Here is a 25,655-nt window from a genome sequence, read left to right as displayed (position 1 = left end):
GGAGGAGGCGGGCTCGGGTGAGCGGGGTGGTCGGTCACCGGCCGGGAGCGGGCGGCGGGCGGCGGGCGGCCAGCAGGAGGGCCACGTCGTCCGGGCGGTCCGTGGCGTGCCGGGCGGTGGCCGTCAGCCGGTCGGCGACCCCGGACAGGGACCGCCCGCCGCCCCGGCCCGCACCGGCACCGGCCCGGGCGAGCGCCAGCCGCAGCGACGCGATGCCGTCGTCGATGTCGGCACCGGGCCGCTCCACCAGACCGTCGGTGTACAGGGCGAGGATCGCGTCCGGCTCCAGCCACAGCTCGGTCACCGGGTACCGGGCGTGCGGATCCACGCCGAGGACGACGCCCCCCGAGACGTCCAGCAGCCGGGTCCGGCCGTCCGGGCAGCGCAGCAGCGGCGGCGGATGGCCCGCCCGCGCGATCCGGACCCGGCCGGTGGCGGGGTCCAGGCGCAGGTAACAGCAGCTGGCGAACTGGCCGGGGTCCAGGTCGATCAGCAGGTGGTTGGTGCCGCTCAGCACCTCGTCCGGCGGCCGGTCGCCCAGCGCGAACGCGCGCACGGCGCTGCGGAGCTGGCCCATCGTGGCCGCCGCCTGCACCCCGTGCCCCTGCACATCACCGATGACCAGCGCGAGCCCGTTCCCGGCCTCCACCACGTCGTACCAGTCACCGCCCACGTCCATGCCCTGCGTCCCCGGCAGGTACCGCCCCACGGTCTCCACCCGCGGATGCCTCGACAGCCGCCGGGGCAGCAGGGCCTGCTGCAGGCCGCGGGCGAGGGCGGCCTCGTCGTCGTAGCGCCGCGCCCGCTCCATCGCGTGGGCGATCAGCCCGGCGAGCGCGGTGAGGACCGTGCGTTCCTCCGTGCTGAAGGCACGCTCGCGGTCGAAGCCGAGGATGCAGGAGCCCACCGGCCTGCCCGAGGCGATCAGCGGCAGGAAGGCACGCGAGCCCTCCTGCGCGTCGAGGGCGATCCCCGGATAGGCCGCCGCGATCTGTCCCATGTCCTCGAAGAACAGCGGCCGGCCGGTGGTCAGGGTCTCCACACCGGGCAGGTGCGCGTCCAGGCCGACGCCCTCGAACGCCGAGAGGAAGCCCTGCGGGAACCCCGTCTCCCAGGCCAGGTACAGATGCCGGTCCTGGAGCAGGTAGATGGCCAGCCGCCGGCCGCCGAACGCGGGCAGCAGCTCCTGCATGACCACCGCCGACACCTGCCGGGCGGTCACCGCGTCCGTCAGCGCGATGGCCAGCGCGATCGGCCGGTACAGCGGCGTCATCGAGTGGGCGCCCGCCACCGTGTCCTCGGGGGCCCCGGCCTCGGCCACCGGCCCGCTCGCGGCGTCCACCCGGCTGGCCGGGACGAGCACGCAGGTCAGCAGGTCCGTGCCGGGGTGCACCGACACCGCCAGCCAGTCCCCCTCACCGGACTCGTCACGGTCGCCGGCCGGCCGCCGGGCGTGGAAGTGCACCGGCTCGGGGCAGAGCAGGGCCCCGCGCAGATGGTCGTCGTACGGCGGCCCGGTCAGCCAGGGCAGCGCGTCCCACAGCGCCTGCCCCAGCAGCCCCTCCCGCGCCCGGCCCGTGAGCCGGGCCGCCGCCGGGTTGGCGTACACGATCTGCCCCAGCCGGTCCAGGCAGAACACGCCCTCCGGCAGCAGGTCGGCCGCGCCGTCGGCGGAGGCGGCCGTACCCGGGTCGAACACCACCCCGTGGACCGCCGTCCCGGCGCGGTCCGGGCCTTCCTCGCCGACCGGCCACAGGTCCAGCAGCCGCGGCGTGCCGTCGTGGGCGCGCAGACTCAGCGGCGCGCTCGGCGGTTTCCCGGCGGCCGTGTCGCGCAGCGCGGCCAGGACCCGGTGCGCGTCGGCGGGGGCCACGGCGTGGGCCAGCGCCGTCATCGTCCCCGCGAACTCGCCGGGGCCAAGCCCGAGCAGGGTGTGCAACCGGTCGTCCGCACGGACCAGGGAGGTCGCCGGGTCACAGCTGAAGCGTCCCACGGCGGCCCGGGCGGGCCGGCTCGCGGGCGGCCGTACGCACAGCGGTTCGCCGTCCCAGACGATCGTGCTCTCGTCCCCGTCGGCCAGACCGAGCAGTTCGGTGCCCAGGCCCTCGGCCAGGCGGCCGAGCAGTTCCCGGTCGAGCAGGTCGTCCACGGTGTCCGTCACCGCCGGGTGCAGGACCGTGAGCACCCCCAGCGGCTCGGTCCCGCCCGGCACCGGCACGTGCACCGACCCGAACGGGAAGGGCAGACCGGCCGCGAACTGCGGATACCGGCGCATGGTCTCCGTGGCGTTCGGCAGGACGACCTGGACGCCGAGCCGGTAGGCGTCGGCGACCGGGAACGGCCGGCCGACGTGCAGCCGCCACCAGGACCTGAACAGCGGACCCGGCAGCCCCGTGAGCACCGCCAGGCGCAGCAGGCCGGGAGTGCGGGAGCGCAGGTACACGCCCGCCACCCGGCCGCCGGCCGCGGTGAGCGCGCCGGTCGAGACGTCGGCCAGCAGCGCGGTCAGCCGGGCCCGCGTACGGACCGCCTGCTCGTCGCTCCCGGCCATCGGCCCCACCTCGTCCCGTGCGGCTCCGGGTGGATGACACAGCAAGAATGCGCCACCGGACGCGCGGACCGCACCTGGGCGGGGTGGCGAGGGGAGGGACGGGCGGCTAGCGGCCGGAAGGCACCGGGCCGGCTCACACCAGTGCCCCGCCCGAGTGGCGGGCTCCGGGGCCCCCTCCTAGTAATGGAGTCCGTGACACGGCGACCGCAGACGGGGCGCGGGTGCGGTCGCACCCTTCTCCAGGAGCCGAGATGACGACCTGCTCTTCATCCCCTCGTCCCGACGACTCGGTGATACCCACGGCACCGGCCGCCGCCGGCGCCCCCACCCCGTCCCCGGACCTCCTCACGCGGCCCGTACTGCCGCTTCCCCCGGAGGAACCCGCGCACGGCGACCCCCTGCGCAGCCTGGTCCGTGCGGCCGTCGCCGACCGCCCGGTGGAGGACGTGGTCCGGCTCATCACGCTGCTGGAGAGCTCGCCCGAGCCGGCCCGGATGACAGCCGACGTGTTGCGCGCGGCCGCGGTCGACCGGTCGGTCGAGGACGTCACCCGTCTGGTCACGCTGCTGACCGAACCGCCCCGGGACAGCGGCAGCGCCGACGAGGCGATCCGGGCGGCCGCTGAGCGCCGCCCTCTGGAGGACGTCTCCCGGCTGGTGCAACTGCTGCACCGCGGCCCGGTGGAATCCCACTGCGCGGAAGCCGCCGTGCGGGCGGTGGCGGTGCACCGGCCCGTGGAGGAACTCGCCGAGCTGATCGGCCGGCTGGCGGCGGAACGGCAGACGCGGGAGGCCGAGGAGCGGTCGGCGGCCGCCGCCGCGGCACCGGCGGTCGTATGGGAGGTGGGGTGGTCGGCCCCGGAGGCATCGGCGGAGGCGGGGCGGTCCGTCACGGAAGAGCCGGCGGCGGGACGGCCGGCCGCCGCAGGGCCGGTGAAGCCCCGGCGCATCATCGTCGAAGGGCGGACGAGGACACCGCGGTCCCTCGCGGAAGGGCGGGCGGAAAGACGACGGGCGGCCGAGGACCGGGCCGGGGACGACCGGACGCCGACGGCCTGCCTGTGGGCCGCCCGGTCCGCCGCGCTCCTGGTGTTCCTGTGTGGGACGGCGCATGCCCCGCGCTACTGGACCGGGCTCTCCCACGGCGCCCTCGGGGCCACCCTGCTCGCCTCGGCGCTGTGCGGCCTGCTGGCGCTCGCCCTCACCGCGCGGGCGGCTCCGGCCCGGCTGGTGGCGGCGACGGCCGCGGTCGGGGTCACGGCGCTGCTCGCCGCCGGACACGTGCTCGGCGGACGGTTCAACCTGCCGGACCCGGCCCGGCTGCGCGCGGCGACGCTGGCACCCTCATGGCTGGCCGGTCCGACGGCAGCGGCCGCGGCGCTCGGCGCGCTGGTGGTCCTGCTCACGGCCCTGACCATGGGCAAGGCCCAGCGGGACGGCGCCGGTTGAGACGCCCCCCCGGGTCGGGCCCGCCGGCGGGTGCGTGTCCGGACCGAGGCCGCGGCACTCCCGCTATGCCCACGGGGCAGGGCCCTCGGGGGGCGCCCATGGGCGCAGCACCAGGTGGCCGTCCTCCCGAGCGGCCGCCATGGCCGACGGGAACGTGTCCGTCTCCAGGCACACGGCCACGTCCTCGGGATCGACACCGGCCCACCCGCGCCGCACAGCGTCGGCCAGCCGTGCGGCGGCGGTGGAGCGCCGGGCCCGCGCCAGATAGGGGACCGCGTCTGCGTCGTCCGCCCGCACGCGTTCCGCGATGTACTCCGCACAGGCCAGATCCTCCTCGGCCCGTCCGCCGTCCCCGGTGACCACGAAGGTCACCGCCTCCGCCCGTACCCGTCGCAGCGCCCCTGCGGTCGCCCCGGCCACCGCGAAGCTCGCGCACAGCAGCAGCCCGGCGTCCGCCACGGCCAGCGCCCCGGCCGTTCCGGCGGTGGTCCTCTGGACGACCGTACGGCCCCGCAGGTCCAGCGCACGCAGCCGGGCGGGCGAGTTGACCAGGTCGAACCCCGGCATCGGCGCCCCGTCCTGACAGGCGAGCCAGTCCGGATGACGGGCCTTCAGCGCCAGCGCCTCCCGCCGCGTGCGGGCGAAGACGATCCGCTCGGCGCCGCGCCGGAACGCCCAGGCGGCCACGGTGAACGCACGCATCACGTCGACGACCACGGCCACACCGGGGGCCGCCGGGGCACCGGGTATGCCGGTGAACACGGGGTGCATCGCCCCATGGTGCGGCACACCCCCGGTGCGGTACACCCCGCCCGGCCGGTCAGGGCTCGGTCGTCCCGCGCGGCAGCGGCCGGGCGGCGCGCAGGCTGCGCAGGGCGAGGAGCAGGACGCCGATGTCGTCCAGGTAGACCGGGTCGGGCAGCAGATCGGTGGGCAGCACCAGATAGGCGACCGCGCCCCAGAACACCCACCGGGGCCCCGTCGGCAGTCCCGCCCGCCGCAGCGTCCGCCGCGTCCGCACCAGCCGCACCAGCAGACGGACCGCGACGGCGAGCAGCCCCGCCGCGACGACGGCGGCGAGCACCAGCAGGGTCGTGGTCGTGTCCATGTGCGGCTCCTTGTCGGAGTGGGGCGCCTACGAACGGTACGACCGTCCCAGTACCCCGACGAACTCCTACGATGAACGGTCGTCCGCATCGCCGCCGGCGCCCGTGGCCCCGGCGCCGTCGTCCGCCGGCGCCGCGCCGTTCGGCGAGGAGTCCGCGGCGGGCCCCTGCGGCCGGCCCTTGGCCGTCAGCCTGAGCCGTTCGAACGTCCGCGTCAGCTGCTGCAGCGCGCCCGGTGTCCGGGAGGCGGGCCGCTGCTGGGGGAGGGCGGGCGCGGGCACGTCGCGGTACGCCGCCAGGGCCTCCAGCGTCTGCTCGGCGGCCTGCTTGTACAGGTCCCGGGACTTCGTCATCGCCTCCAGCGCCTCGGCGTACATGGCGACCAGCCGCCGCTCGCGCTCCAGCTCCTCCTGAAGGGTCATCAGGGTCCAGTTCTCGCGCAGGTCCGTCAGCGCCTCCTCGGCGTCCCGCGGCAGCGGCCGGGGCAGGGCGACGAAGTGCCGGAGCGTCTCGACGAGTCCGGCCGGTTCGGAACCGTCCAGGAAGACCGTGCGTACGCTGTGCTCCCGGCCGTCGTACCCCTCCGGCGCCGGATCCGGTGGCAGCAGCACCGCGCCGCCGCGCGGCACCTCGACGCCGAGGTCCTTCAACGCCCAGTTGACGGCGCGCAGTTGCTGCGGTGTGGCCCGGTGCTCGATCACCCGGTGCCGCAGGCCGGGCGGCAGCAGCCGCGCCAGCGGCAGCCGGCCCCGCTCGTCGGGTGTCATCGCCTCGTGGACGACGACATGGACGCACCACGCCTCCCGGGCCGCGTCCCGCAGCCGGCGCCGCATGTCCTTGTCGTCCTCCGGCAGCGCGTTGACGTGCCGGTAGCGCAGGCCCGCGACCGTGGGGTGATGGTCCCAGGAGCCGTCGTCGTCCTCGCCCGAGCCGTCCTCGGGCCAGAAGAGCGTCGCGGGCGACGGCCAGGTGTCGTCCCACGGACGCTCCGCCTCCGCGACCAGCCGCCACTCGTGGCCCGGCAGCCGGCCCTCCGATGGTACGAGGGTGAGCCGGGCCCGCACGGTCACCGTGCCGCCGGCCCGCCAGCGGGCCTCGAAGACCCGCCGGGCCGGATCCCCGGCCGCGGGCGGCTCGGCGAAGTCGTCGATGTCCCCGCTCTCCTTGTGCCGTCGCAGGGTGCGGCGGACGACGTTCTCGGGGGCGGGACCGGTGTGGCGGCCCCGGGCCGCCCAGAGGGTCTGCGGGGTGGTGGCGCGGTCGCCGGCGGAGTTCGACATGAGCCAATCTGCTGATGGGGGCGGGTGTGCCTCCCAGTATCACCGTTGGGCGGGGCGACACGGCGGCGGGGGCCCGGCCCCGCGCGTCGCCCGGGGGTGCGACCGGAGCGCGGGGTGTGCGCCGTACGCCCGGGGTGTGCGCGGTGCGCGTCAGATGACCGTGCTTCACCCGTGCCCGGCCGGCGGTCGCGACGCCCACAATGTCCGGCGAACGGGGCCCGCCCGTCCATCCGCTCGGGGCGGACCCCGTTCACCCCGGCCGGCACGCACCGGAACACCACGCACCCTGGCGCCCGCCGCGGCGCCAGGGGCCGGCTGCGGTGGTTGCCCGGGGCGCGGACCGCCCGCTGGTTCCTGGGGCGGACGGTGCCCCGTCTGACCGTGGAGGGCGGCGAGTTGAGCACCCAGGGTGCGGTCCGGGCGGGCAGGCGCGGGTACGGCCCCTCCACCCGGCTGCCCCCACCGGTCCCGTCGCACGAGCTGTTCGCCCGGGACGGCGCGGCACTGAACGGGGCGGGGGCCGGCGCACCGGCGCCGGCCCCCTGGGACCCGGAGGGAGGGGAGGTTACGCCCCGCTCTCCCGCAGCATGTCCTCACGCTCGACGAGCTTCACGCGCTCGCGGCCCTGCGGCTCGCCCAGGGCACGCTCGGCGGCGTCCAGCCTGTACCAGCCCTCCCAGGTGGTGAAGCGGACGTTCCGCTCGGCGAGGAAGGCGTCCACGGCCTCCGGCTCGGGCGAGGCGGGGGTGTGCAGACGGCCGCCGGCGTAGTCGTCCAGCAGGTTGGCCACGGTCTCGTTGGCGTCGCCCTTGGTGTGGCCGATGAGGCCCACGGGGCCACGCCGGATCCAGCCGGTGACGTAGGTGGACTGCAGGTGGGTGCCGCCCTCCTCGATCACCCGGCCGCCCTCGTCCGGGACGGTTCCGGAGTCGATGTCCCAGGGGAGCTTGGGCAGCTTGTCGGAGAGGTAGCCGACCGCGCGGTAGACCGCCGTGACGTCCCAGTCCTTGAACTCGCCGGTGCCCTTGACGTTGCCGGTGCCGTCCAGGGCGGTGCGCTCGGTGCGCAGGCCGACGACCTTGCCGTCCTCGCCGAGGATCTCGGCCGGCGACTCGAAGAAGTGGAGGAAGAGCTTGTGCGGGCGGTCGCCGACATCGCGGATCGCCCAGTTCTCCAGCGTCTTGGCGACCATGTCGGCCTGCTTGTTGCCGCGCCGGGTCTCGATCGAGCCCTCGTCGTAGTCGATGTCCTCGGGATCGACGATGACCTCGATGTTCGGGGAGTGGTCCAGCTCGCGCAGCTCCATGGGGCTGAACTTCGCCTGCGCCGGGCCACGGCGGCCGAAGACGTGGATCTCCACGGCCTTGTTGGCCTTCAGACCGTCGTGGACGTTCGGCGGGATCTCCGTCGGCAGCAGCTCGTCGGCGGTCTTGGCCAGGATGCGGGCGACGTCCAGGGCGACGTTGCCGACACCGAGCACGGCGACCTTCTCGGCGTCCAGGGGCCAGGTGCGGGGCACGTCCGGGTGACCGTCGTACCAGGAGACGAAGTCGGCGGCGCCGTAGGAGCCGTCCAGGTCGATGCCGGGTATGCGCAGCTCTCGGTCGGCCATCGCGCCGGTCGAGAAGATCACCGCGTCGTAGAAGGCGCGCAGGTCGTCCAGGCTGATGTCCGTCGGGTAGTCGACGTTGCCGAACAGACGGATCTGCGGCTTGTCGAGCACCTGGTGCAGGGCGGTGATGATGCCCTTGATGCGCGGGTGGTCGGGCGCGACGCCGTACCGGATCAGGCCGAACGGGGCGGGCATCCGCTCGAAGAGATCGATGGAGACACCGGGGTCGGCGGCCACCTCGGACTTGAGCAGGGCATCGGCGGCGTAGATCCCGGCGGGGCCGGCTCCGACGATGGCTACCCGCAGGGGGCGCGGCATGATCAGGTTTCCCTTCGAGCGTGAATGGGCGACTTGATCAGGAAGCCTAAACTAAGGGTGTCCTAAGTCGGTACGTGGGTCCCGTCTATGACCTCATAAGCTGATCTTATGCCTGGCCCAGAGGTGACTTATGGACGGGGGCGTATCTCATGGGCGGGGGCGGAGGCGGGGCACGGCGACCCTCGGGTACGTGGCGGCACGCTGGTGCACTGCCTCGACCGGCAGTCGCTCGGCCGGTTCCTCGCCGACGACGTCGCCGCACCGCTGGGCCTTGATCGGTGGACAGAAACCTGGGACCTCGCGGCGGGCCCCCGTCAGGACGGCCGGATGATCCGGTGGATCGCTGCCTCGCCGGCGCCGTAGATCGACTCCTCGCGGATGGACGACCCCGGTCCGGGGGCGTGGACCATCATTCCGTCGCCGACGTACAGGCCCACGTGCCGGTCGTCCTCGAAGAAGAGGACGAGGTCGCCCGGTTCGAGCCCGGCGGTCGTGAGCGGCGTTCCGGTCAGCGCCTGCTCGTGCGCGGCCCGTGGCAGCGTGACACCGGCCGCCTTCCACGCGGCCTGGGTGAGGCTGGAGCAGTCGTAGGAGCCGGGCCCGGTCGCACCCCACACGCACGGCTTCCCGAGCTGTGCCCGGGCGAAGGCGATGGCCTTCGCGGCACGGAGAGCGCGAGGCGAATCCACCGAGGCGGGTGTGGGCAGGGGGAGGGACTGGGTGCCGGTGCCGGTGCCAGTCACGGGAACGGTGGTGTCGGCCGGCAGCGCGCCTGCCGTCGGCGCTGCCGAGAGGGCGGGTTCCGCGCCGTGCTGCTGCCATTGGGCCGTCGAGGTCATCGCGGGTTGCGTCGTCTGCCGCACCCCCGCCGACCAGTCGGACGGTACCGGTACCGGTACCGGCTGCACGTCGGTGTCCGGCGGGCCGAGTCGGTCGGTGCGCCCGGACAGCTGGTCACGCGCCCTGCCGAGCTTGCGCCGCATTCCGGCCTTCGACGCAGCGGGGGACAGGCGAACGAATCCGGCGGTCCCGGGGAGTGTCCGGGGCAGCCGCACCGCCGCCGGCTGAGCGACGGGCTGCGCGGCGACCGGCTGAACGGCAGGGCTCGCCGTTCCTGCGGTGGCCCAGTCGACCGGTTGCGCCGTTTCCGTCGCCCAGCCGACCGGTTCCGCTGTGTCTGTCGTGCCCCAGTGGCCCGGTTGTGCCGTTTCCGCCGTGGCCCAGCCGGCCGTGTCCGTCGTACCGCTGCTCAACGCCAGGGCGGGGTTTGGAAGTTCCAAGCTGCCCGCGGCATCGACCAGCGCCGTCCGCCCGGTCTCCAGGGTCGACGGGAGCCCGGCCGGCAGGGACTCCGCCTGCAAGGACCCGGCCGGCAGGGACCCGCTCGTCGGGTCCGCCGCCGTGCCCGTCGTCAGTTCGGCCACCGGCTGGCCGGTGCCGAGTTCCAGTGCCACGGGCCGCTGTTGGGGCAGTCCGCCCGTCTCCAGCGCGGCGGGCCACTGTTGAGGCAGGCTGCCCATGCCCAGCGCCCGCCGCTCGCCGCCCGGAAGGGCACGGCTCTCCCCGCCACCGCCCGGGAGACGGGGGAGACCGAGGTCCTCGCTGCCACCCCTCGGGAGACCGAGGGGCTCACTGCCGCCACCCGGCAGGGCGTGGGTCTGCCGTTCGCCCCCCGCGGGCGGAAGCCCGTCCACCCGCTCTCGCGAACGCGCCGACGCGGCGGACCTGTCGGGCAGCCGGTCCGCGGGCAGTACGGCGGGGACGGTCGGGCCGATGTCGGCGCGTACCGCGTCGAACCACTGCCGGGTGATCCCGTCCAGCGCCGGGTCCGGACGCCGGCCCGCCCGCTTGGCCAGCGGTACGCCACGTGACCGCGTCCGGGCGGCCATGGCCCGGGTCGCGTTGAAGTTGCCGGTGTCGTTCTCCGCCCGGTCGTAGAGGGATGCGATCCGCTGTCGGACCTCGTCGCGGCTCTCCGGCGCCATGGAAGACGTGCTCCTTCCTTGCCCCGCAGGGCAGTTGGGCGGCTCGCCGGGGCAGAGCCGGGCGGCGGCCTCGCGTCAACCTAGCCAACGTGTGTACCTCGTGTGAAGGTTGAGGTGTGAAATGTCCGATACATATTCGTGATGTTCGCGACGGCGTTCGACAGGGAAAGGGTGGCGACCATGGTTTCCTGTGAGGTCCCGGTGAATTCCTGATTCGGTTGAACGCAGTGGCTCCGCCCGCCGTATGAAGCCGGGGAACTCCATGCCCGACCACCGGCCACACCCACCGGCGGTCAGACCACCGGCGATCACACACAGGGGACGACCTTGGTACGCAACAGGCGCAGACGCCCGACCGGCGCACGACGCGCGACCCTCGGCGCGGTCGCCCTGATGCTCGGCGGAGCCGGGCTCGTCGGGGCGAACGTGTATGCCTCGGCCACCGAAGGCTGGGGTGACGGATCCGGCGCGGACGCATCCGGACGCGTGCTGTCCTCGGGTATGGCGACCATCGACTGCCCCGATGTCGGCAGTCGGCTGACGGCCGTGCCGGACGCGGCGCGTCCCGATGTCGACCGCGAACTCGCGGTGCTGGACCAGCAGATCGCCGCGGCGTACCAGCAGGTGCAGCAAGCGGGGCGGACCGGCGGCCAGGACGCCGGTTCCCCCGAGGAGACGATCGTGAAGCCGCTGGAGGAGAAGCGGTCGGAGTCCATCGGACGGATCGCCGACGCGATCGGCCGGGCGGGGGAACGCCCGCGGGGCCTGGACGATCTGGCCGCCTGCACCCTGCGCCCCGGCGACAACGGTCAGGCCACCGGCACCCCCGGCGACGACGGCCGGCAGGACGGCACCGGTCAGGGGCAGGACAGTGCCGGCGCGGACCAAAGCGGCAGCGCTCAAGGGCAGAACGGCGCCGGTCAAGGGCAGAACGGCGCCGGTCAGGGCGGCAACGGGCCCGTCGTCTCGGACTACGCGGACATCACCGCCGTACCGCCCGAGGCGCCGGCCCCGCCGCCGCAGGCCGACGCCTCGCGCGGCACGTTCACCTCCGACTGCGGGGTCAACGCGGGCGGCCTGTTCAACTCCGACAACGTCATCGTCGCCCCCGGTGTCACCAACGGCGCCCACCACTTCCACGACTACGTCGGCAACCAGGGCAACAACGCCTTCGCGAGCGACGAGGACCTGGCCAAGGCCGGTACGAGCTGTGCGGACCAGGGCGACAAGTCGTCGTACTACTGGCCGGTGCTGCGCCTGCAGAACGGCACCCGGGAGCGGGACGCCGGAGCCCCGGGCGGCGGTACGGAGGGCAACGCGGGCCAGATCGTGACGCCCGAGCAGGTCACGCTGACCTTCGTCGGGAACCCGCGTGGCAAGGTCACCGCCATGCCGCGCCTGCTGCGCATCATCACGGGGGACGCCAAGGCCTTCGTCAACGGCCCCGGCAACGCCAACGCGTCCTGGAGCTGCACCGGTTACGAGAACCGGCAACTGAAGGACAAGTACCCGCTGTGCCCGCCGGGCAGCGACGTGGTGCGCACCTTCCGCTTCCAGAGCTGCTGGGACGGCCGCAACATCGACAGCGCCAACCACCGTACCCACGTGGCCTTCACGGCCCCCGACGGTTCCTGCCCGGCGGGCTTCGAGCCCATTCCGCAGCTCGTGCAGCGCATCGTCTACGACATCGACGCGCCGAGCATCGCGGACGGCGGTCGTACCGTCCCGCTGTTCGCGGTGGACTCCTTCCCCGAGCAGCTGCACAAGCCCGTCACCGACCACGGCGACTTCATCAACGTCTTCGACGAGAAGTTGATGGGCGAGATGGTCGACTGCATCAACTCCGGCCGCGCCTGCGGTTCCTCCGCCGCCGACGACCCCGACACGACGCCGAAGCCCACGGCGAGTTCCAGTGCCACGGCGGCGCCGGGTGGCGGCTCCGGCGCGGAGAACGGCGGGAGTGCCACCTCCCCGGCCGCGCCGTCGGCGTCCCGATCCGCTGAGGTGCCACGGCTCGACGCGACGACGTCGCCCGCCCGCACCACCCGGCACGACACGGACGACAAGGCGGCACCTGCCGTGTCCGCCGAACCCCGGTCCACGCCGGCGCGTTCGGCACCGGCCCCGTCCGCGGCCGCGCCGGGTCGGGCCGCCACCGCCGCCGCGTACGCCCCGCCGACGGCCGCGCGGACCGAACCCCAGGCGAGCAGGGGCGATCTGGCGGAGACGGGCGCCCACCTGTGGCCCGCGGCCATCGGCACGCTGCTCGCCCTGTCGGGTCTGTTCATGCTCCTGCGGGCCAGGCGCATGCGCTACTGACCGTTCGCCCACGGCGGCGGCCACCTTCGAGGCGGTCGCCGCCATCCGCTCACGAGCCCTTGTGGGAGCGCTCCCAAGAGGGTGAGGATGGGGCCATGCCGTCCCACGAGCCGAACCCGCTGATCCGGCCCTACCGCCCCGCCGACCGCGACGCCGTGGCCGACGTCTGCGTCCGCACCGCGCACAACGGGGGCGACTCCCGGGCCCTCTACCCCGACCAGCGCCTGATGCCGTCGCTCTTCGCCGAGCCGTACTGCCACTTCGACCCGGACCTGGCCTTCGTACTGGACGACGGCACGGGCCGGGCCGTGGGATACATCGTCGGTACGGCGGACACCGAGCGCTTCGTGAAGGACTTCCGGCGGAGCTGGATCCCCCGGCTGGCCGGCCGCTACCCGGAGCCCGCGGCACCGCCCCGCACACCCACCGAGGAGATGATCCGCCTCCTGCACCACCCGGAGCGGATGCTCGTCCCCGAACTCGCCGCCCACCCCGCCCATCTGCACATCGACCTGCTGCCGCCCTGGCAGGGGCAGGGCCACGGCCGCCGCTTGCTGCACACCTTCCTCGACGCCCTGCACGCCAAGGGCGTCGAGGCGGTCCACCTCGGCATGGTCACCGCCAACACCGCCGCCCGCGCCTTCTACGACCGGGTCGGCTTCCACGAGATCCCGGTCGCCGACGCGGGCCCCCTCACCTACCTGGGCCGGGCCACGGCCCGTGGCTGAGCGGCGTCCTCAGCCGAGCGTGAGCGTCTGCTTGGCGAGGTCGTAGGCGGGCCGCATCTCCTCGTGCTCCTGGGTGTCCATGCCCCCGAGGTGCAGGACGACGGGGCCCTCGGGCGTGCTGACGGCGAAGGCGCTCTCCTTCTTCGTCTCGTCCAGGAGCTTGCTCGTGTAGAGGTACTCCACCTCCACCGCCGAGACGCCGCCGCCGGTCTTGAAGGAGTGGTACTTCGCCTTGCTGACGTTGTCCTCGGCGGCGACGAACGCGCGCAGCACACCGCCCGCGTCCGCGTCGCCGCCCTTGCCCTTCCACACGCGCAGGAAGCCGATGTTGCCCGCCGGCTTGGCGTCGATCTCACAGGCGGCCGTGACCGGGCCCTGCCGGAGGAAGGCGTCGGCGAGCGCCCCGCCGAGGTCGCCGTCCTCGCCCTTCGAGGACTTGGCCAACTCCTTGTCGGCGTCGATCGACTTGGCCTTCCAGTGCCGCGCGATGCCGAACGTCACGGGCAGTTCACAGGCAGAACCGGCCGCGCCGATCGTGCCGCCGCGGGCCGCCGCCGCACCCTTCGCGCCCGTGCCCCCGGCCGCCGCGCCCTTGGCGCTCGCCGACGCGCTCGCGGACTTCTCCCCGCCGCCGTCCGCGGACTCGGCACACCCGCCGAGCACCACGGCGAGCGTCGCCGCCACGACGATACGGCCTCCGACCGCCCCCACCCCGACCTGCACTGTTGCCTCCCCTTCGATTCAGAGCCGTCACTGTAACCGAGGGCACCGACAACGCCCCGACCGCGATGCGGCTCACCGGCCGCGTCTCACCCGGCCTCGCGCGCACAGTGCAGGAAGAGATGCGGCTCGGGTCCCGCGTCCGGGGTGTTCGGGGTGAACACGGCCCGCTCCTCGGCCAGGACCGTCAGGCCCGCGCCGACGGCCAGTCGGGTGAAGGCCTCCGCGGTGAAGCTCGTGATCCGGACCGGCTGTCCCATGAAGAGACCCTCGGTGTCCTCCAGGTCCAGCGGCACGGTGGCCAGCGCGACGAAGCCGCCGGGCCGTACCGCACGGGCCAGCTTCCCCACGACGGCCGTCTGCTCGGCGCGGGACATCTGCAACAGCGAGAAGTACGCGCACGCGGCGTCGAACGCGTCCTCGGGCAACGGCGTCTCCCGGATGTCGGCGAGCCGGAACTCGGCCCCGGGCACCTGCCGCGCGGCCAGGTCGACCATGACCGGTGAGATGTCGATGCCCAGCACACGGTGTCCGGCCCCGGTCAGCGTCCGCGCGGTCGGGCGGCCCGTCCCGCTCCCCACGTCCAGCACCGTGCTGCCCGGCGCCAGCCGCTCCACCAGCCAGCGCAGCGACGCCCGGTGCGGTGCGGAGCCGGCGAACGCCTGCTCGTAGGCGAGCCCCAGCGCGTCGAACACCACGGCGGCCTGCGCCCTGCGGTCCTCGTCGACCACGGCTGATCCTCCTGTCTCGGTCCGGCCGCGCGTCCCGTCCCCGGCAAGCCGGTCGCGTGGCCGTGAACCACGCCTCGAAGTGTGCCTCGAAGTGTGCCTGGAAATGCGCCTGGAAGCCGCCGTTTGCGAGGGACGGTACGCGCACGGCAGGGTGCCGGATGTGCCTACCCTGCTGATCATCCACCACACCCCTTCGCCGAACTGCCAGGCCCTGTTCGAGGCGGTCGTGTCAGGAGCGACGACACCCGAGATCGAGGGCGTGCGCGTCGTACGCCGGGCGGCCCTGTCGGCCACCGCCTCCGACGTGCTGGAAGCCGACGGCTACCTGCTCGGCACGCCCGCCAACCTCGGCTACATGTCCGGCGCCCTCAAGCACTTCTTCGACCAGATCTACTACCCCTGCCTGGACGAGACCCGCGGCCGCCCCTTCGGCTTCTACGTCCACGGCGGCAACGACGTCACCGGTGCCGTCCGCGCCATCGAGACCGTCACCACCGGCCTCGGCTGGCGCAGGGCGGCCGAGCCGGTGACCGTCACCGGCGAGCCGGGCAAGGCCGACATCCAGGCCTGCTGGGAGCTGGGGGCCACGGTGGCGGCGGGCCTGATGCCCGACGCCTGAGCCGCCCGGACGCCCCCGCTGCGCGGTCGCATGAACGCGGGGTGCCGGTCGCGCGGCCACGGGAGAGGTCTTCGTGCGCCGTACGACGTCCGGGTGAGGGACCAAGGCCTCCCGGACGCCGGCGTCCGCTGTCCCGGCGGCGGAGCAACTGCGCACCGCCGCCTCGGCGTTGCCCGCGCACGCACGAGCCGGAGGCCGAGCCCGCTCGCCCGGGCACCTCGTCGGCGATCCGCGCGGTCAGCCTCCGCACCCGGGGCGCGTCCTCGGCGGCGAGCGTCGCTGCCCTTACCCGCGCTTCCTCCCGTGCGCGTCGGCGCCGTCCCGGGCCAGGGCGAAGGCGCCCCGAGCACGTCCTCCGGCGCCGGTCCGAACACCTCCACGGGAACGTCCCGGGCACACCCGGCGGTGCGCGCAACCCGGCGGAAGGGCCGCCCTGCCGGTCGCCAGGGCGATCGGGTCGTACGCGGCGAGAACGTCCATGGCGGCCATTCACCCACCGGCCGGTGGACACCACCCGTCAAACGGGCATTCGGGGCAGAATGGGCGTGCGCGGAAGCGCGGTGCCGGTGATGATCGGCACGGGGGAGACACAGCGGAGAGGAGGGCCCGATGCTGTCCGCATGGGCCGGGGCCCTGGTGCCCGTCTTCAGCGACACCGACGTGAGCGGCACCCGGCACCTGGTGCGGCCGTCCGGTACCGGATACGTCCTCGCCGCCAACCACACCTCGTTCTTCGATCCCGTCCTGCTCATCGGCACCCTGCACCGGCTCGGCCTGCGCCCCGCCGTACTGGCCACCGCCGGGCTGTGGCGGGTGCCCCTGCTGGGCCAGGTGCTCACCCGGGAGGGCCATGTGCCCGTCCACCGGGGCAGCCGCCGCGCCCCGGACGCCCTCCGGGCCGCCGCCGACGCCCTCACCGCCGGGCGCGGCGTGCTCATCTACCCCGAGGGCGGCCTGCCCCGCTACCGCGCCTCCCACGACCGCCCGCCCGGACGCCTGAAGTCCGGGGTGGTCCGTCTCGCACTGTCCACGGGCGCCCCGGTGCTGCCGGTCGGGCACGCGGGCGCCCGCCGGGTCTCCTCCGGCAGCCTCGCCAGACAGCTCGCCGGCTGGGCCACCGCGCCCGTACGCCGCCCCCGCGTCCACGTGCACATCGGCCCCGCCCTCCGGCTGGACACGTCCGAACACCCACTGGACGACCTGGAGACCGCCCTCGCCCAGGCATGGTCGATCGCGGTCAGCGCCCTGGAGGACGGGGAGGGGGAGGAAGCGGCCGAGGGGGAGGACCGGGCCGACGGGAAGCAAGGCCCCTGAGGGCGCGGCAGGTCATCGGGCGGGGGTGGCGGGTCCGAGGAGGACGGGCCCGGCGAGGGCTGGCCCGGCGAGGACGGTGGGTCCGGGGCCACGCCATGGGGGAGCGGGCGGGGCGGTGGGCCCGGTGTGCACACAACCTCCACCCCGCCGACCCCGCCGGCGCCCGGCACGGCGTGCTCACCGGCCGGCTCGACGCGGGCGCCCGCCTGGTCCGCAGGTTCGAACACCCCGGCTGGCCCTACGGCCCACGGTGGCCGGACCCGGACCCGGACCCGGACCCGGACCCGGACCGTGCGGCCGGGCGCCGCCGGGACGATTCCTGACGGTCGCGGCAGCGCGCCGGCGTCCCGGTGTCGTGCCGGTGCCAGACGGCGTCCACCACGCGGCCGTCGGGCAGGGTGTGGCGGCGCGGGCCCTGGTCGGGGACGAAGCCCGCGTGGGTCAGGGCACGCCGGCTCGCGGTGTTCCCGGGCTCGGCCCCGGCCCGGACCGTGGCCAGTCCGAGGTGGGTGTGGGCCAGTTCCAGGCCCGCGCGGAACAGCTCCGCACCCAGACCCCGCACACGGCAGCCCGGGGCCGGCCGGCCGCCCATCTCGCCCGCCAGGTGCTGTAGTTCGAGGGCACCGGCGCAACTGCGGTCGGACCGGCGCACGCAGACCAGCAGGAGCGGGTCGTCCGGGCCGGGGGTGAACGGCTCGGCGAGCTCGCGGGGGATCCGCCGGCCGTCCTCCCCGGCGGGCCGCCAGGCCAGCAGGGCCCGGCGGACAGCGGGGTCGGGCAGCACCTCGTCCGCCTTGGTGCCGAGCCATCGTTGCGCCTCCGCGTCCGCGCTCGCGGCGAGCGCCGCCGCCACGTCCAGGAGGGTGCGCGGGGTGAACAGCAACAACCGCTCGGTGCCCAGCACATGCCGCCCGGGTCCGCACCGCCCCGGCACCGGAAGCCCCGACGCCATCCGGCTACGGCGGAACAGCGACCAGCCCATGAGACCCCCGGCACTCCGGCACACACGGCGGACAGGGCACCGATCCACCGACAGCACGGACGCTCCGCACCGGCGGCGAATCCAGCGGGTCGCGGGCGGGGATGCCGTACCGCCGTGGGGTGCGGTCGAAGGCAGGGGCGCTGCTGAGGGTGCGGGCCCGGGTCAGTCCGCCTGTTCCTGGGAGCGGGGCTTGGGGCGGGTGCCGGTCCAGGAGGGGTCGGCGGCCGGGGTCGCGGTCGCGGTTGCGGTGGGGGTGGGGGTGACGATGTGGTGCATGGCTGTCCTTCGGACGAGTGGGGGGTGGTCCGGGGGCGGTGTGGTGCTTGGTACGCGGGGTCCGGTGCGGCGTCCCTCCCCGTCGGCGCAGGAGAGACCTCCCACCCGCGGCGGTGTTCTTCAGCCGACGGCCGGGGCGGGACGTATGGCCCCGGAGGCGAGGTGGTCGGGGCCGTGGGGCCCGGGGAGTCGACCGGGTTGCTCGCCTCCGGGTGGTCCAGGGGCGCCGGCCGGGGCCGGCAGCCGGTGCGGAGCGGTCATCGACGAGGACGACGGCCGTTCCCGTACGGCGAGTCGTCCGTCCTGGTCGGTCGGTCGAGGGAGCCGTCGGTGGAGGGAGGGCGGAGCCATCGCCGTGCGCCTTTCGTCCGGCCTCTGGGGTGAGGGTGCGGGCGTCGGCCGACCGCTCGGGCAGCAGACGTCCCACCGCCTGCCGGCAGGCCGTGGTGGCGGCCGGTCTCCCCGAGCCGGCCGCGCCGCCTGCTCCATCGGTCGGCCGGAGCAGTGCGTCCACTCTGGCACCCGCCAACCACGCTCCGCAACCGACAAGTTGAAATTTGCAAGCGGCGAAGTGCATGCTGCATCCGCCGGAACGTGATCGAATGGGCGGCGCGCACGGATCACGTGCGAGGGTGTCCGGTGACCTGACGAGGGGGTGGGCGTGACCGCGGAGACCGACTGGGGCGGCGCCCCGTCCGTGCTGCGCATGATCCTCGGCAGACGGCTGGAGGAGCTGCGCACCCGGGCCGGCCTCAGCTACGCCGAGGCGGGCGCCGCCATCGGGGTGAGCCACTCCACGATCCGCCGCATGGAGGCCGCCAAGGTGTCCCGGCTGCGGCTCGCGGACGCCGAGAAGCTCCTCCAGGTCTACGGCGTCACCGACCGGCAGGAGATCGACACCTTCCTGCAGTCCGTGCGCGAGGCCAACAAGCGCGGCTGGTGGCACACGTACCGCGATGTCATGCCCGACTGGTTCGCCGCCTACCTCAGCCTGGAACAGGCGGCCCTGCACATCCGCGCCTACGAGAACCAGTTCGTGCACGGCCTGTTGCAGACCGAGGACTACGCCCGCGCCCTGCTCACCGCCGCCGGCCCGCACGTCCGCGCGGAGGCCGTCGAGCGCCGCGTCGCCCTGCGCATGCGCCGCCAGCAACTGCTGACCAGAGCGACGCCGCCACGGCTGTGGGTGGTGATGGACGAGACCGCGCTGCGCTGGCCGGTCGGCGGCCCCGAGGTGATGCGCGCGCAGATCGACCACCTCATCGAGGTCAACCGGCTGCCCCAAGTCACCGTGCAGCTCATGCCGTTCGCCAACGGCCCGCACCCCGCCCTGACGGCCGGCGCCTTCCACCTCTTCCGGTTCCGGGCCCGTGAACTGCCCGACATCGCCTATCTCAGCGGCCTCCTCGGGGCCGTCTACCTCGACAAGGCCGACGAGGTCGTGGTCTACCGGGAGGCACTGGACCGGCTGAGCGCCCAGGCCGCGTCCGCCAGGAAGACCGAGACCCTGCTCGCCACGCTGCGCAAGGAGTGGTGACCCGCCCCGACACCTGCCCGCCCCGCCCTCGTACCTGCTGACGCGAAGCCCCGAGCCCCACCTGACCGAATGGGAGACACGGCGTTGCCCGACAACGGATGGCCGGCCGACCGGATCGACACCGAGAACGCCCACTCCGCCCGCATCTACGACTACATACTCGGCGGCAAGGACTACTACCCCGCCGACAAGGAGGCGGGTGACGCCATGTCCCGGGAGTGGCCCGCGCTCCCGGTGCACATGCGGGCCAACCGCGACTTCATGAACCGTGCCGTGCGCTGGCTCGCCGAGGAGGCGGGCATGCGCCAGTTCCTGGACATCGGCACCGGCATCCCGACCTCGCCGAACCTGCACGAGATCGCCCAGGCCGTGGCCCCCGAGTCCCGGGTCGTCTACGTCGACAACGACCCGATCGTCCTCACCCTCTCCCAGGGCCTGCTGGCCAGCGCCCCCGAGGGCCGGACCGCGTACATCGAGGCAGACTTCCGTGACCCGGCGGCCATCCTGGACGCCCCCGAGCTGCGCGAGACCCTGGACCTGAGCCGGCCCGTCGCCCTCACCGTCATCGCGATCGTCCACTTCATGCTGGACGCGGACGACGCGGTCGGCGTCGTACGGCGGCTGCTGGAGCCGCTGCCGTCCGGCAGCCACCTCGCGATGTCCATCGGCACCGCCGAGTTCGCCCCCGAGGAGGTGGGCCGGGTCGCCCGCGAGTATGCGGCCCGCAACATGCCGATGCGGCTGCGCACCCTGGACGAGGCCCACGCGTTCTTCACGGGCCTGGACCTGGTCGAGCCCGGCATCGTCCAGGTGCACAAGTGGCACCCCGACGGCAGCGGCGAACAGGGCATCAGGGACGAGGACATCGCGATGTACGGCGCGGTCGCCCGCAAGCCGTGACAGACCCGGGGCCGAGGTCCGACCCACCTCCCGGACCTCGGCCCCGCCTCCCGTCGTACGACGGCGCGCTTTCGGGCGGGAACCGCCCGCACCGCAATGACCGGAAAGACCTGCACCGCAATGACCGAAAAGAGTGGAGTGGGGAGCGGAACCGGGAAGCGGGAAACGCGGTCTTAGGGTCTGTCGACGGCCGGTATCGGACCGGTCGCGAAGAAACCGGGGGAATGGGACACATGTCCATGCGCAGCCGTAAGACCCTCCTCACCGCCGCGGCCCTCACGGCCGGCCTCACCCTGGCCGCCGTCACGCCCGCCCTGGCGGGGGCCTCCGCGAGCGGCACGACCCGTGCCGCCGCCGTGTCGTCCGCGCAGGGCGACCCGCGGAACGTCACCCAGCACGTGGCCGACTTCTACGGCGCCTACGTCGACGCCGTCTGGGCCACCGACGACCCCACCGCCTCGGCCGCCGCCAAGGCGCTGAGGGGCTTCTACCTCTCCGCCGCCGCGCAGAAGAAGGTCACCGCCTTCGAGAAGAAGGAACACGCCGACGGCATCCTGTTCGCGCAGAACGTGCCGGTGAAGTGGAAGGTGGCCTACACCGGCTCCGGCGCCGGTCACGCCACCAGCAGGGTCACGCTCACCTGGGGGGACGGACCGCACCCGCAGGTCAGCCGGATCGACGTCCAGTCCGACCTGAAGACCCTGAAGATCACCGACCTGAAGCCGGCCGGCTGACCGGGGCCCGGGCGCGGACCCCGCCCCGCCCCACTCGGAGCGGGGCCCGCGCCCGCCGGGCCGTTCCTCTGCCGGGCCGTTCCTCAGCCGGGCCGCCCGGCACCGCTCGGGCCGGGGCGGGGGCGTGCGCCCGGGGTCAGGCGTTGGGGTCGAAGGGGATGCCCGACGGCATGGAGTGCGCCAGCGCGTACTGGAAGTCGCCGTCGTCGATCTTGATCGTGGCCGCCCCGAAGTCCGCGCTCAGCAGCTTCTCGCGGTAGCCCGCCGGATAGCCGTTCCAGCCGACCAGCCGCGGGTAGAACCAGCCGCCCGTCACGTTCTCCGGCGGCTCGTCGTTGGTGTTGGCGAACCGGAAGCAGTGGGTCGAGACGCCGTCCTTGTGGTAGACGATCTTCGGGTGGGTGCCGTCGAAGCGCACCGAGGAACGGGCCGCCACCTGGTAGCCGGAGTGCTGCGACACCGAGACGTACTGGACGGTGTTGTCCTTGATCCACACCACGACGTGCTCCCAGTCGTGGGTGTGTCCGATGGCGGCGGGCCCGAGGGTCGCCTGGTCCTTCTCGAAGTAGCTGGCGTACATCACCGCGCACCAGCCGTTGTTGCACTTCTCGCGCGAGTAGGTGTTGGCGTTGGCGAGCTGCGCGTAGTCGTGGCAGTGGCCGTTGACGTCACCCCCCAGCTTCAGGCCGGGGTTGATGGTGCCGTCGCTGCCGATGGCGGCGGTGGCGTAACAGCCGTCACCGTCGTAGTCGTAGGCGGGGGAGAAGCTCTGTTCCAGGCCGTCGGCGTTCTGCGGCAGCAACTGCAGCACGCTGGCGCCGGCGGTGCCGGGCGAGGTGAGGACGAGGGCGAGCGCGCCGAGGGCGGCGGCGAGCGCGGAGGTCAACTGACGCACGTGGGCTCCCTGTTGTCGAGGCGCCGCAGATTCTCGCAACGCCTCGGCGGGAGGGGCCACCCTCCGAACTGAACTTTGCCGCAAGGCCAGTTGAACGTGGCGGCCGAAGCCACCCGAGTGGGTGCTGTCGTACCGCTATCGGCCGGAAGTCAGGCGTTCGCCCTGACTCCGGCGTAAGACACGGTTCGGGCCGGTGCCCCGACGGTGCTTCGGCGGTGTCCGCGCCGGGCGCTCACCCGTGGCGGGCCATCTCGCCGCGGCCGTGGTGGCGGCGGCGCTCGACGGGCGTGCGGTGCACCGCGATCAGCGCCGCGTCGTCGCCGAGCCGGCCGCCGACATGGGCGAGCAGATCGCGCCGCAGGTGGTGCATCAGCGCCTCGGGGCTGTCCTCGGTCCACCGCGCGACCCGGTCGGCGAGCGGATAGAACCGGCCGTGCTCGTCCCGGGCCTCCATGACCCCGTCCGTGTACAGCAGCAGCGTGTCACCCGGCTCGAAGGAGAACACGTCCAGGATGTGCTCGGCACCCGCGTGCACCCCGAGCGGCGGCGACGGGTGCAGGCTCGGGACGGTCACGACGTGACCGGGGCTCAGCAGCAGCGGCGGCGGATGACCGCAACTCGTCATCCGGGTGACCGGGTCGCGGTCCGGGATGTCCACGAGCAGCGCGGTGGCGAACCGCTCGCCCATCTCCTCCGGGCTCTCCAGATCAGCCGCGTAGCGGGTGACGCTCTGGTCCAGCCGGGTCGCCAGCTCGGACAGCGGCATGTGCCGGTGGGCGCTCTCCCGGAACGAGCCGAGCAGCAGCGCGGCCTCGCCGATGGCGGGCAGCCCCTTGCCGCGGACGTCACCGATGAGGAGGCGGACCGAGCCGTCGGACACGGTCGCCGCGTAGAGATCGCCGCCGATCTGGGCCTCGTCCTCCGCGGCCAGGTACAGCGAGGCGATCCGCAGCGGGCCGATCTGCTCGGGCAACGGCCACATCAGGACGTGCTGCGCGGCCTCGGCGACCGTGCGGACCTGGGCGAGCTGGGCCTGCCGGCGCTCGCGCAGAGTGCTGTACAGGACCGTGAGCACCACGAGGATCACGAGGGTGACGAGCTGCACGACGTGATTGGTGGTCGCGAGCCCACCGCGGTGGATGCCGATGAGGAACTGCGCGGCCACCGCGAGTGCCCCGATGCCCGCCGTCGCCCGGGGGCCGGCGAAGGACGGGGTGAGCGCGGGCGCGATCACCAGGGCCGGCCCGAGATGGATGTCCCAGGGCAACCGCAGGTCCGCCACCGTGATCACCACGATGAGCGCGATCGGGAGCACCAGCAGCGCGTGGACCGACTGCCACCGCTGCCGGAGGCGGACGCGCGCGGCCCCGGGTGCCATGCCTACCAGCGTGCTCCCGGCCTGGTCGACCGGCCACTCGCTGAGCGCCGCCGCCTCACGGCGACCGCCGTCGCCGCGCGGCCGCCCCGCCCGCCGGTGCCGGGGCCTGCGGCGGCCCGGCGCTCGTCATCGAAGGAGTGAGGCCTTCCGGTGACGCCGTGTCGCCGGCGGCGCGCCGGGTACCCGTACGCACCCCGGGGCCGATCCGGCCGCCCCGGGACGCAGGGTGCCGAATGGAGAGGTCATGACGCACAACGGGGAGGACACCGCGCCCCTCCGGCGACCGGAGGTCACCGAACTCCGTCTCGCCTCGGACGGGGCCGGCCTGGAGTTCACGTCCGCGCCGGAGCCGGCGCAACTGCCGCACGACCGCAGCCAGGCGATCCTGGAGGCCGCCAAGGAGATCGGCTCGCTCCTCAAACGCGCGGGCCACCCCTTCGCGCTCGCCGGGAGCGTGGCCGTCTACGCCCACGGCGGCAGCCGCTACCTCCAGCACGACGCGGACTTCGCCATCCTGCCCGACGACGCCGAGGCGGTGGCCGCCACACTCAGCGAGGCCGGCCTGCCCGTGCGGACCCCACCGGAGGACTGGCTGCTGAAGACCACCTGCCACGGGCAGAACGTCGACATCATCTTCGCGCTGGCCCACCAGCCCGTCACCCGCGACATGCTCGACCGGGCCCATGTCCTGCCGGTCGACTCGGTGCTCATGCCGGTCCTGTCGCCGACCGACCTGATCCGCAGCCTGATCAGCGCCTTCTCCGAGCACTACTGCGACTTCGGGTCGGTCCTGCCGGTGGCCCGCGCCGTCCGCGAGAAGGTCGACTGGGACGAGGTCCGCACGACCTGCGGCGGCCAGCCCATGCCGGCCGCCTTCCTCTTCCTTCTCGAACGGCTGAACGTGATCGACGCCCAGGAGGGGCAGCCATGACCGACACGAGCCCGCCGCCCTCGTCGGCGGCAGGGAGCCTCGACTACCGCGTCGCCCACCTCGCCGAGCACCTGGCCTGCGGAGACCTCGCGGAACTCGGCGTACGGCTCGAACTGCGCGGCGACGCCGTCCTGCTCACCGGCACCGTGCCGTCCACCCAGTGCCGGGACGACATCCTGCGCATGGCCCGCGAGGAACTGGCGGGGCACCCGGTCCACAGCGACCTGCTCATCGCCGGGACCTCCTCGCCCGACCACGGAGAGGACCTGACATGATCCGCGTCGCGGCCGTGGGCGACATCCACATGGGCCCCGAGAGCCAGGGCACCCTGCGGCCCTCCTTCGAGACACTGCCCGCGTGCGCCGACGTCCTGCTGCTCGCCGGCGACCTCACCCGCCACGGCACGCCGGAGGAGGCCGCGATCGTCGCCCGCGAGATCAAGGACCTCGGGGTGCCCGTCGTCGCCGTACTGGGCAACCACGACCACCACGACGAGCGGCCCGAAGAGGTCACCGCGATCCTCCGGGACGCGGGCGCGCACGTCCTCGAAGGGCAGGCGGCCGTCGTCACCGCCGACGGCGCCCGGATCGGGGTCGCCGGGACCAAGGGCTTCGGGGGCGGCTTCGTCGGCCGCTGCGCGGGGGAGTTCGGCGAACCGCTGATGAAGGAGTTCGTCCGCTACACCCGGCGGAGCGCGGACGGCCTGCACAGCGCCCTGAAGAACCTGGAGGAGTGGGACTGCGACGTGCGGATCGCGCTGACCCACTTCTCACCGGTGCCGGACACCCTGGCCGGGGAACCGCTGGAGATCTACCCCTTCCTCGGCAGCTACCTGCTCGCCGAGGCCATCGACACCGGCGGCGCCGACCTCGCCGTGCACGGCCACGCCCACGCCGGCACCGAGCACGGCATGACCAGCGGGGGCGTCCGCGTACGCAACGTCGCCCAGCCGGTGATCGGCCAGGCGTTCCACGTGTACCACCTGCCTTCCCGGCACGGGTGACGGGACGGGGCACCGGACGGTGCCGGGCGGGCGGTCCCGGGCCGGGCGAGCCGCCCGGCGCGGACGGCGTCGGCGGGGGCCAGCCGGCGGACACCGGACGCGGATGGCATGGGCCGGGGCCAGGCGACTGACACCCGACGAGGCCCGCCCCCGCCGGAGCCGTGGGCCCGCGCGGGCACTCCGCCCGGGATTCGTCACGCCGCCGTGCTCAGTGCCTCGCTGCCGGTGGTGTCGCCGTCCTCCGTGGGGAGTGTGAGCCGTACCGGTTGGTCGCGGCTGATGCCCGGT

The 25,655-nt window shown here is 74.1% G+C and carries 22 protein-coding genes; 11 read left to right on the top strand and 11 right to left on the bottom strand.

From position 1 onward, the window contains the following. Nucleotides 1-34: 34 nt before the first annotated feature. A complete protein-coding gene (locus ACH4LD_RS31400) occupies nt 35-2,551 on the bottom strand; it encodes a SpoIIE family protein phosphatase (protein ID WP_398057411.1) in 2,517 nt (838 codons plus the stop codon). 251 nt (nt 2,552-2,802) lie between these two features. On the opposite strand from ACH4LD_RS31400, the gene ACH4LD_RS31395 reads away from it, so the two are divergent. Beyond that, nucleotides 2,803-3,999, top strand: a complete 1,197-nt coding sequence (locus tag ACH4LD_RS31395) for a hypothetical protein (RefSeq protein ID WP_398057412.1) — start codon at nt 2,803-2,805, stop codon at nt 3,997-3,999. Between the two features lie 63 nt (nt 4,000-4,062). Here ACH4LD_RS31395 and ACH4LD_RS31390 read toward each other — a convergent pair whose 3' ends face one another. From ACH4LD_RS31390 to ACH4LD_RS31370, 5 genes are all read right to left on the bottom strand, one after another. Next, entirely contained in the window at nt 4,063-4,770 is a 708-nt protein-coding gene (locus ACH4LD_RS31390) for a 2-phosphosulfolactate phosphatase (protein ID WP_398057414.1), read from the bottom strand. A gap of 49 nt (nt 4,771-4,819) precedes the next feature. Further along, entirely contained in the window at nt 4,820-5,107 is a 288-nt protein-coding gene (locus tag ACH4LD_RS31385; RefSeq protein WP_398057415.1) for a DUF1232 domain-containing protein, read from the bottom strand. 66 nt (nt 5,108-5,173) lie between these two features. After that, on the bottom strand, nt 5,174-6,385 hold the full coding sequence (locus ACH4LD_RS31380; protein ID WP_398057416.1) for a hypothetical protein: 1,212 nt from the start codon (nt 6,383-6,385) through the stop codon (nt 5,174-5,176). A gap of 565 nt (nt 6,386-6,950) precedes the next feature. Continuing rightward, nucleotides 6,951-8,315: an FAD-dependent oxidoreductase gene (locus ACH4LD_RS31375; RefSeq protein ID WP_398057417.1), complete on the bottom strand. Its 1,365-nt coding sequence runs from the start codon at nt 8,313-8,315 to the stop codon at nt 6,951-6,953. 314 nt (nt 8,316-8,629) lie between these two features. Continuing rightward, entirely contained in the window at nt 8,630-10,300 is a 1,671-nt protein-coding gene (locus ACH4LD_RS31370; RefSeq protein ID WP_398057418.1) for a C40 family peptidase, read from the bottom strand. A gap of 393 nt (nt 10,301-10,693) precedes the next feature. On the opposite strand from ACH4LD_RS31370, the gene ACH4LD_RS31365 reads away from it, so the two are divergent. Then, nucleotides 10,694-12,619, top strand: a complete 1,926-nt coding sequence (locus ACH4LD_RS31365; protein ID WP_398057564.1) for a DUF1996 domain-containing protein — start codon at nt 10,694-10,696, stop codon at nt 12,617-12,619. Between the two features lie 95 nt (nt 12,620-12,714). Next, nucleotides 12,715-13,347: a GNAT family N-acetyltransferase gene (locus ACH4LD_RS31360; protein ID WP_398057419.1), complete on the top strand. Its 633-nt coding sequence runs from the start codon at nt 12,715-12,717 to the stop codon at nt 13,345-13,347. A 9-nt stretch (nt 13,348-13,356) separates the two neighbouring features. Here the strand turns inward: ACH4LD_RS31360 and ACH4LD_RS31355 are convergent, their stop codons facing one another. Both ACH4LD_RS31355 and ACH4LD_RS31350 read right to left on the bottom strand, forming a co-directional pair. Beyond that, nucleotides 13,357-14,070, bottom strand: a complete 714-nt coding sequence (locus ACH4LD_RS31355) for a lipoprotein (RefSeq protein ID WP_398057420.1) — start codon at nt 14,068-14,070, stop codon at nt 13,357-13,359. Between the two features lie 86 nt (nt 14,071-14,156). Then, nucleotides 14,157-14,798, bottom strand: coding sequence for a class I SAM-dependent methyltransferase (locus tag ACH4LD_RS31350; RefSeq protein ID WP_398057421.1), 642 nt, complete (start codon nt 14,796-14,798; stop codon nt 14,157-14,159). Nucleotides 14,799-14,958: 160 nt separating this feature from the next. Between ACH4LD_RS31350 and ACH4LD_RS31345 the strand changes: the two genes are divergently transcribed. Both ACH4LD_RS31345 and ACH4LD_RS31340 read left to right on the top strand, forming a co-directional pair. After that, the gene (locus ACH4LD_RS31345; protein WP_132785763.1) at nt 14,959-15,417 is read left to right on the top strand and encodes an NAD(P)H-dependent oxidoreductase; all 459 of its coding nucleotides are present in this window, start codon (nt 14,959-14,961) and stop codon (nt 15,415-15,417) included. A gap of 609 nt (nt 15,418-16,026) precedes the next feature. Beyond that, nucleotides 16,027-16,731 (top strand): lysophospholipid acyltransferase family protein, encoded by a 705-nt coding sequence (locus ACH4LD_RS31340; protein ID WP_398057422.1) that lies wholly within the window; start codon nt 16,027-16,029, stop codon nt 16,729-16,731. Between the two features lie 238 nt (nt 16,732-16,969). On the opposite strand, the gene ACH4LD_RS31335 is transcribed toward ACH4LD_RS31340, so the two are convergent. Next, nucleotides 16,970-17,683, bottom strand: coding sequence for a GNAT family N-acetyltransferase (locus ACH4LD_RS31335; RefSeq protein ID WP_398057423.1), 714 nt, complete (start codon nt 17,681-17,683; stop codon nt 16,970-16,972). Nucleotides 17,684-18,650: 967 nt separating this feature from the next. On the opposite strand from ACH4LD_RS31335, the gene ACH4LD_RS31330 reads away from it, so the two are divergent. From ACH4LD_RS31330 to ACH4LD_RS31320, 3 genes are all read left to right on the top strand, one after another. After that, nucleotides 18,651-19,526: a Scr1 family TA system antitoxin-like transcriptional regulator gene (locus ACH4LD_RS31330; RefSeq protein ID WP_132785765.1), complete on the top strand. Its 876-nt coding sequence runs from the start codon at nt 18,651-18,653 to the stop codon at nt 19,524-19,526. An 84-nt stretch (nt 19,527-19,610) separates the two neighbouring features. Then, nucleotides 19,611-20,426: an SAM-dependent methyltransferase gene (locus ACH4LD_RS31325; protein WP_103813294.1), complete on the top strand. Its 816-nt coding sequence runs from the start codon at nt 19,611-19,613 to the stop codon at nt 20,424-20,426. Between the two features lie 239 nt (nt 20,427-20,665). Beyond that, a complete protein-coding gene (locus ACH4LD_RS31320) occupies nt 20,666-21,160 on the top strand; it encodes a hypothetical protein (RefSeq protein WP_398057424.1) in 495 nt (164 codons plus the stop codon). A gap of 136 nt (nt 21,161-21,296) precedes the next feature. Here ACH4LD_RS31320 and ACH4LD_RS31315 read toward each other — a convergent pair whose 3' ends face one another. Both ACH4LD_RS31315 and ACH4LD_RS31310 read right to left on the bottom strand, forming a co-directional pair. Beyond that, entirely contained in the window at nt 21,297-22,055 is a 759-nt protein-coding gene (locus ACH4LD_RS31315; RefSeq protein ID WP_132785767.1) for an NPP1 family protein, read from the bottom strand. 232 nt (nt 22,056-22,287) lie between these two features. Then, on the bottom strand, nt 22,288-23,433 hold the full coding sequence (locus ACH4LD_RS31310; protein ID WP_398057426.1) for a PP2C family protein-serine/threonine phosphatase: 1,146 nt from the start codon (nt 23,431-23,433) through the stop codon (nt 22,288-22,290). A gap of 244 nt (nt 23,434-23,677) precedes the next feature. Between ACH4LD_RS31310 and ACH4LD_RS31305 the strand changes: the two genes are divergently transcribed. From ACH4LD_RS31305 to ACH4LD_RS31295, 3 genes are read left to right on the top strand one after another with little or no spacing between them, the layout of a single operon-like run. Then, on the top strand, nt 23,678-24,364 hold the full coding sequence (locus ACH4LD_RS31305; protein ID WP_103813154.1) for a hypothetical protein: 687 nt from the start codon (nt 23,678-23,680) through the stop codon (nt 24,362-24,364). Next, nucleotides 24,361-24,639, top strand: a complete 279-nt coding sequence (locus ACH4LD_RS31300) for a BON domain-containing protein (RefSeq protein ID WP_398057428.1) — start codon at nt 24,361-24,363, stop codon at nt 24,637-24,639. The genes ACH4LD_RS31305 and ACH4LD_RS31300 overlap by 4 nt, the downstream gene beginning before the upstream one ends. Then, a complete protein-coding gene (locus tag ACH4LD_RS31295; RefSeq protein WP_398057429.1) occupies nt 24,636-25,367 on the top strand; it encodes a metallophosphoesterase in 732 nt (243 codons plus the stop codon). Before ACH4LD_RS31300 ends, ACH4LD_RS31295 begins: the two co-directional genes overlap by 4 nt. Nucleotides 25,368-25,655: the final 288 nt, after the last annotated feature.

Source organism: Streptomyces sp. NPDC017676 (assembly GCF_044329325.1).
GTDB lineage: Bacteria > Actinomycetota > Actinomycetes > Streptomycetales > Streptomycetaceae > Streptomyces.
This window is presented reverse-complemented; position numbering and strand designations above follow the sequence as displayed.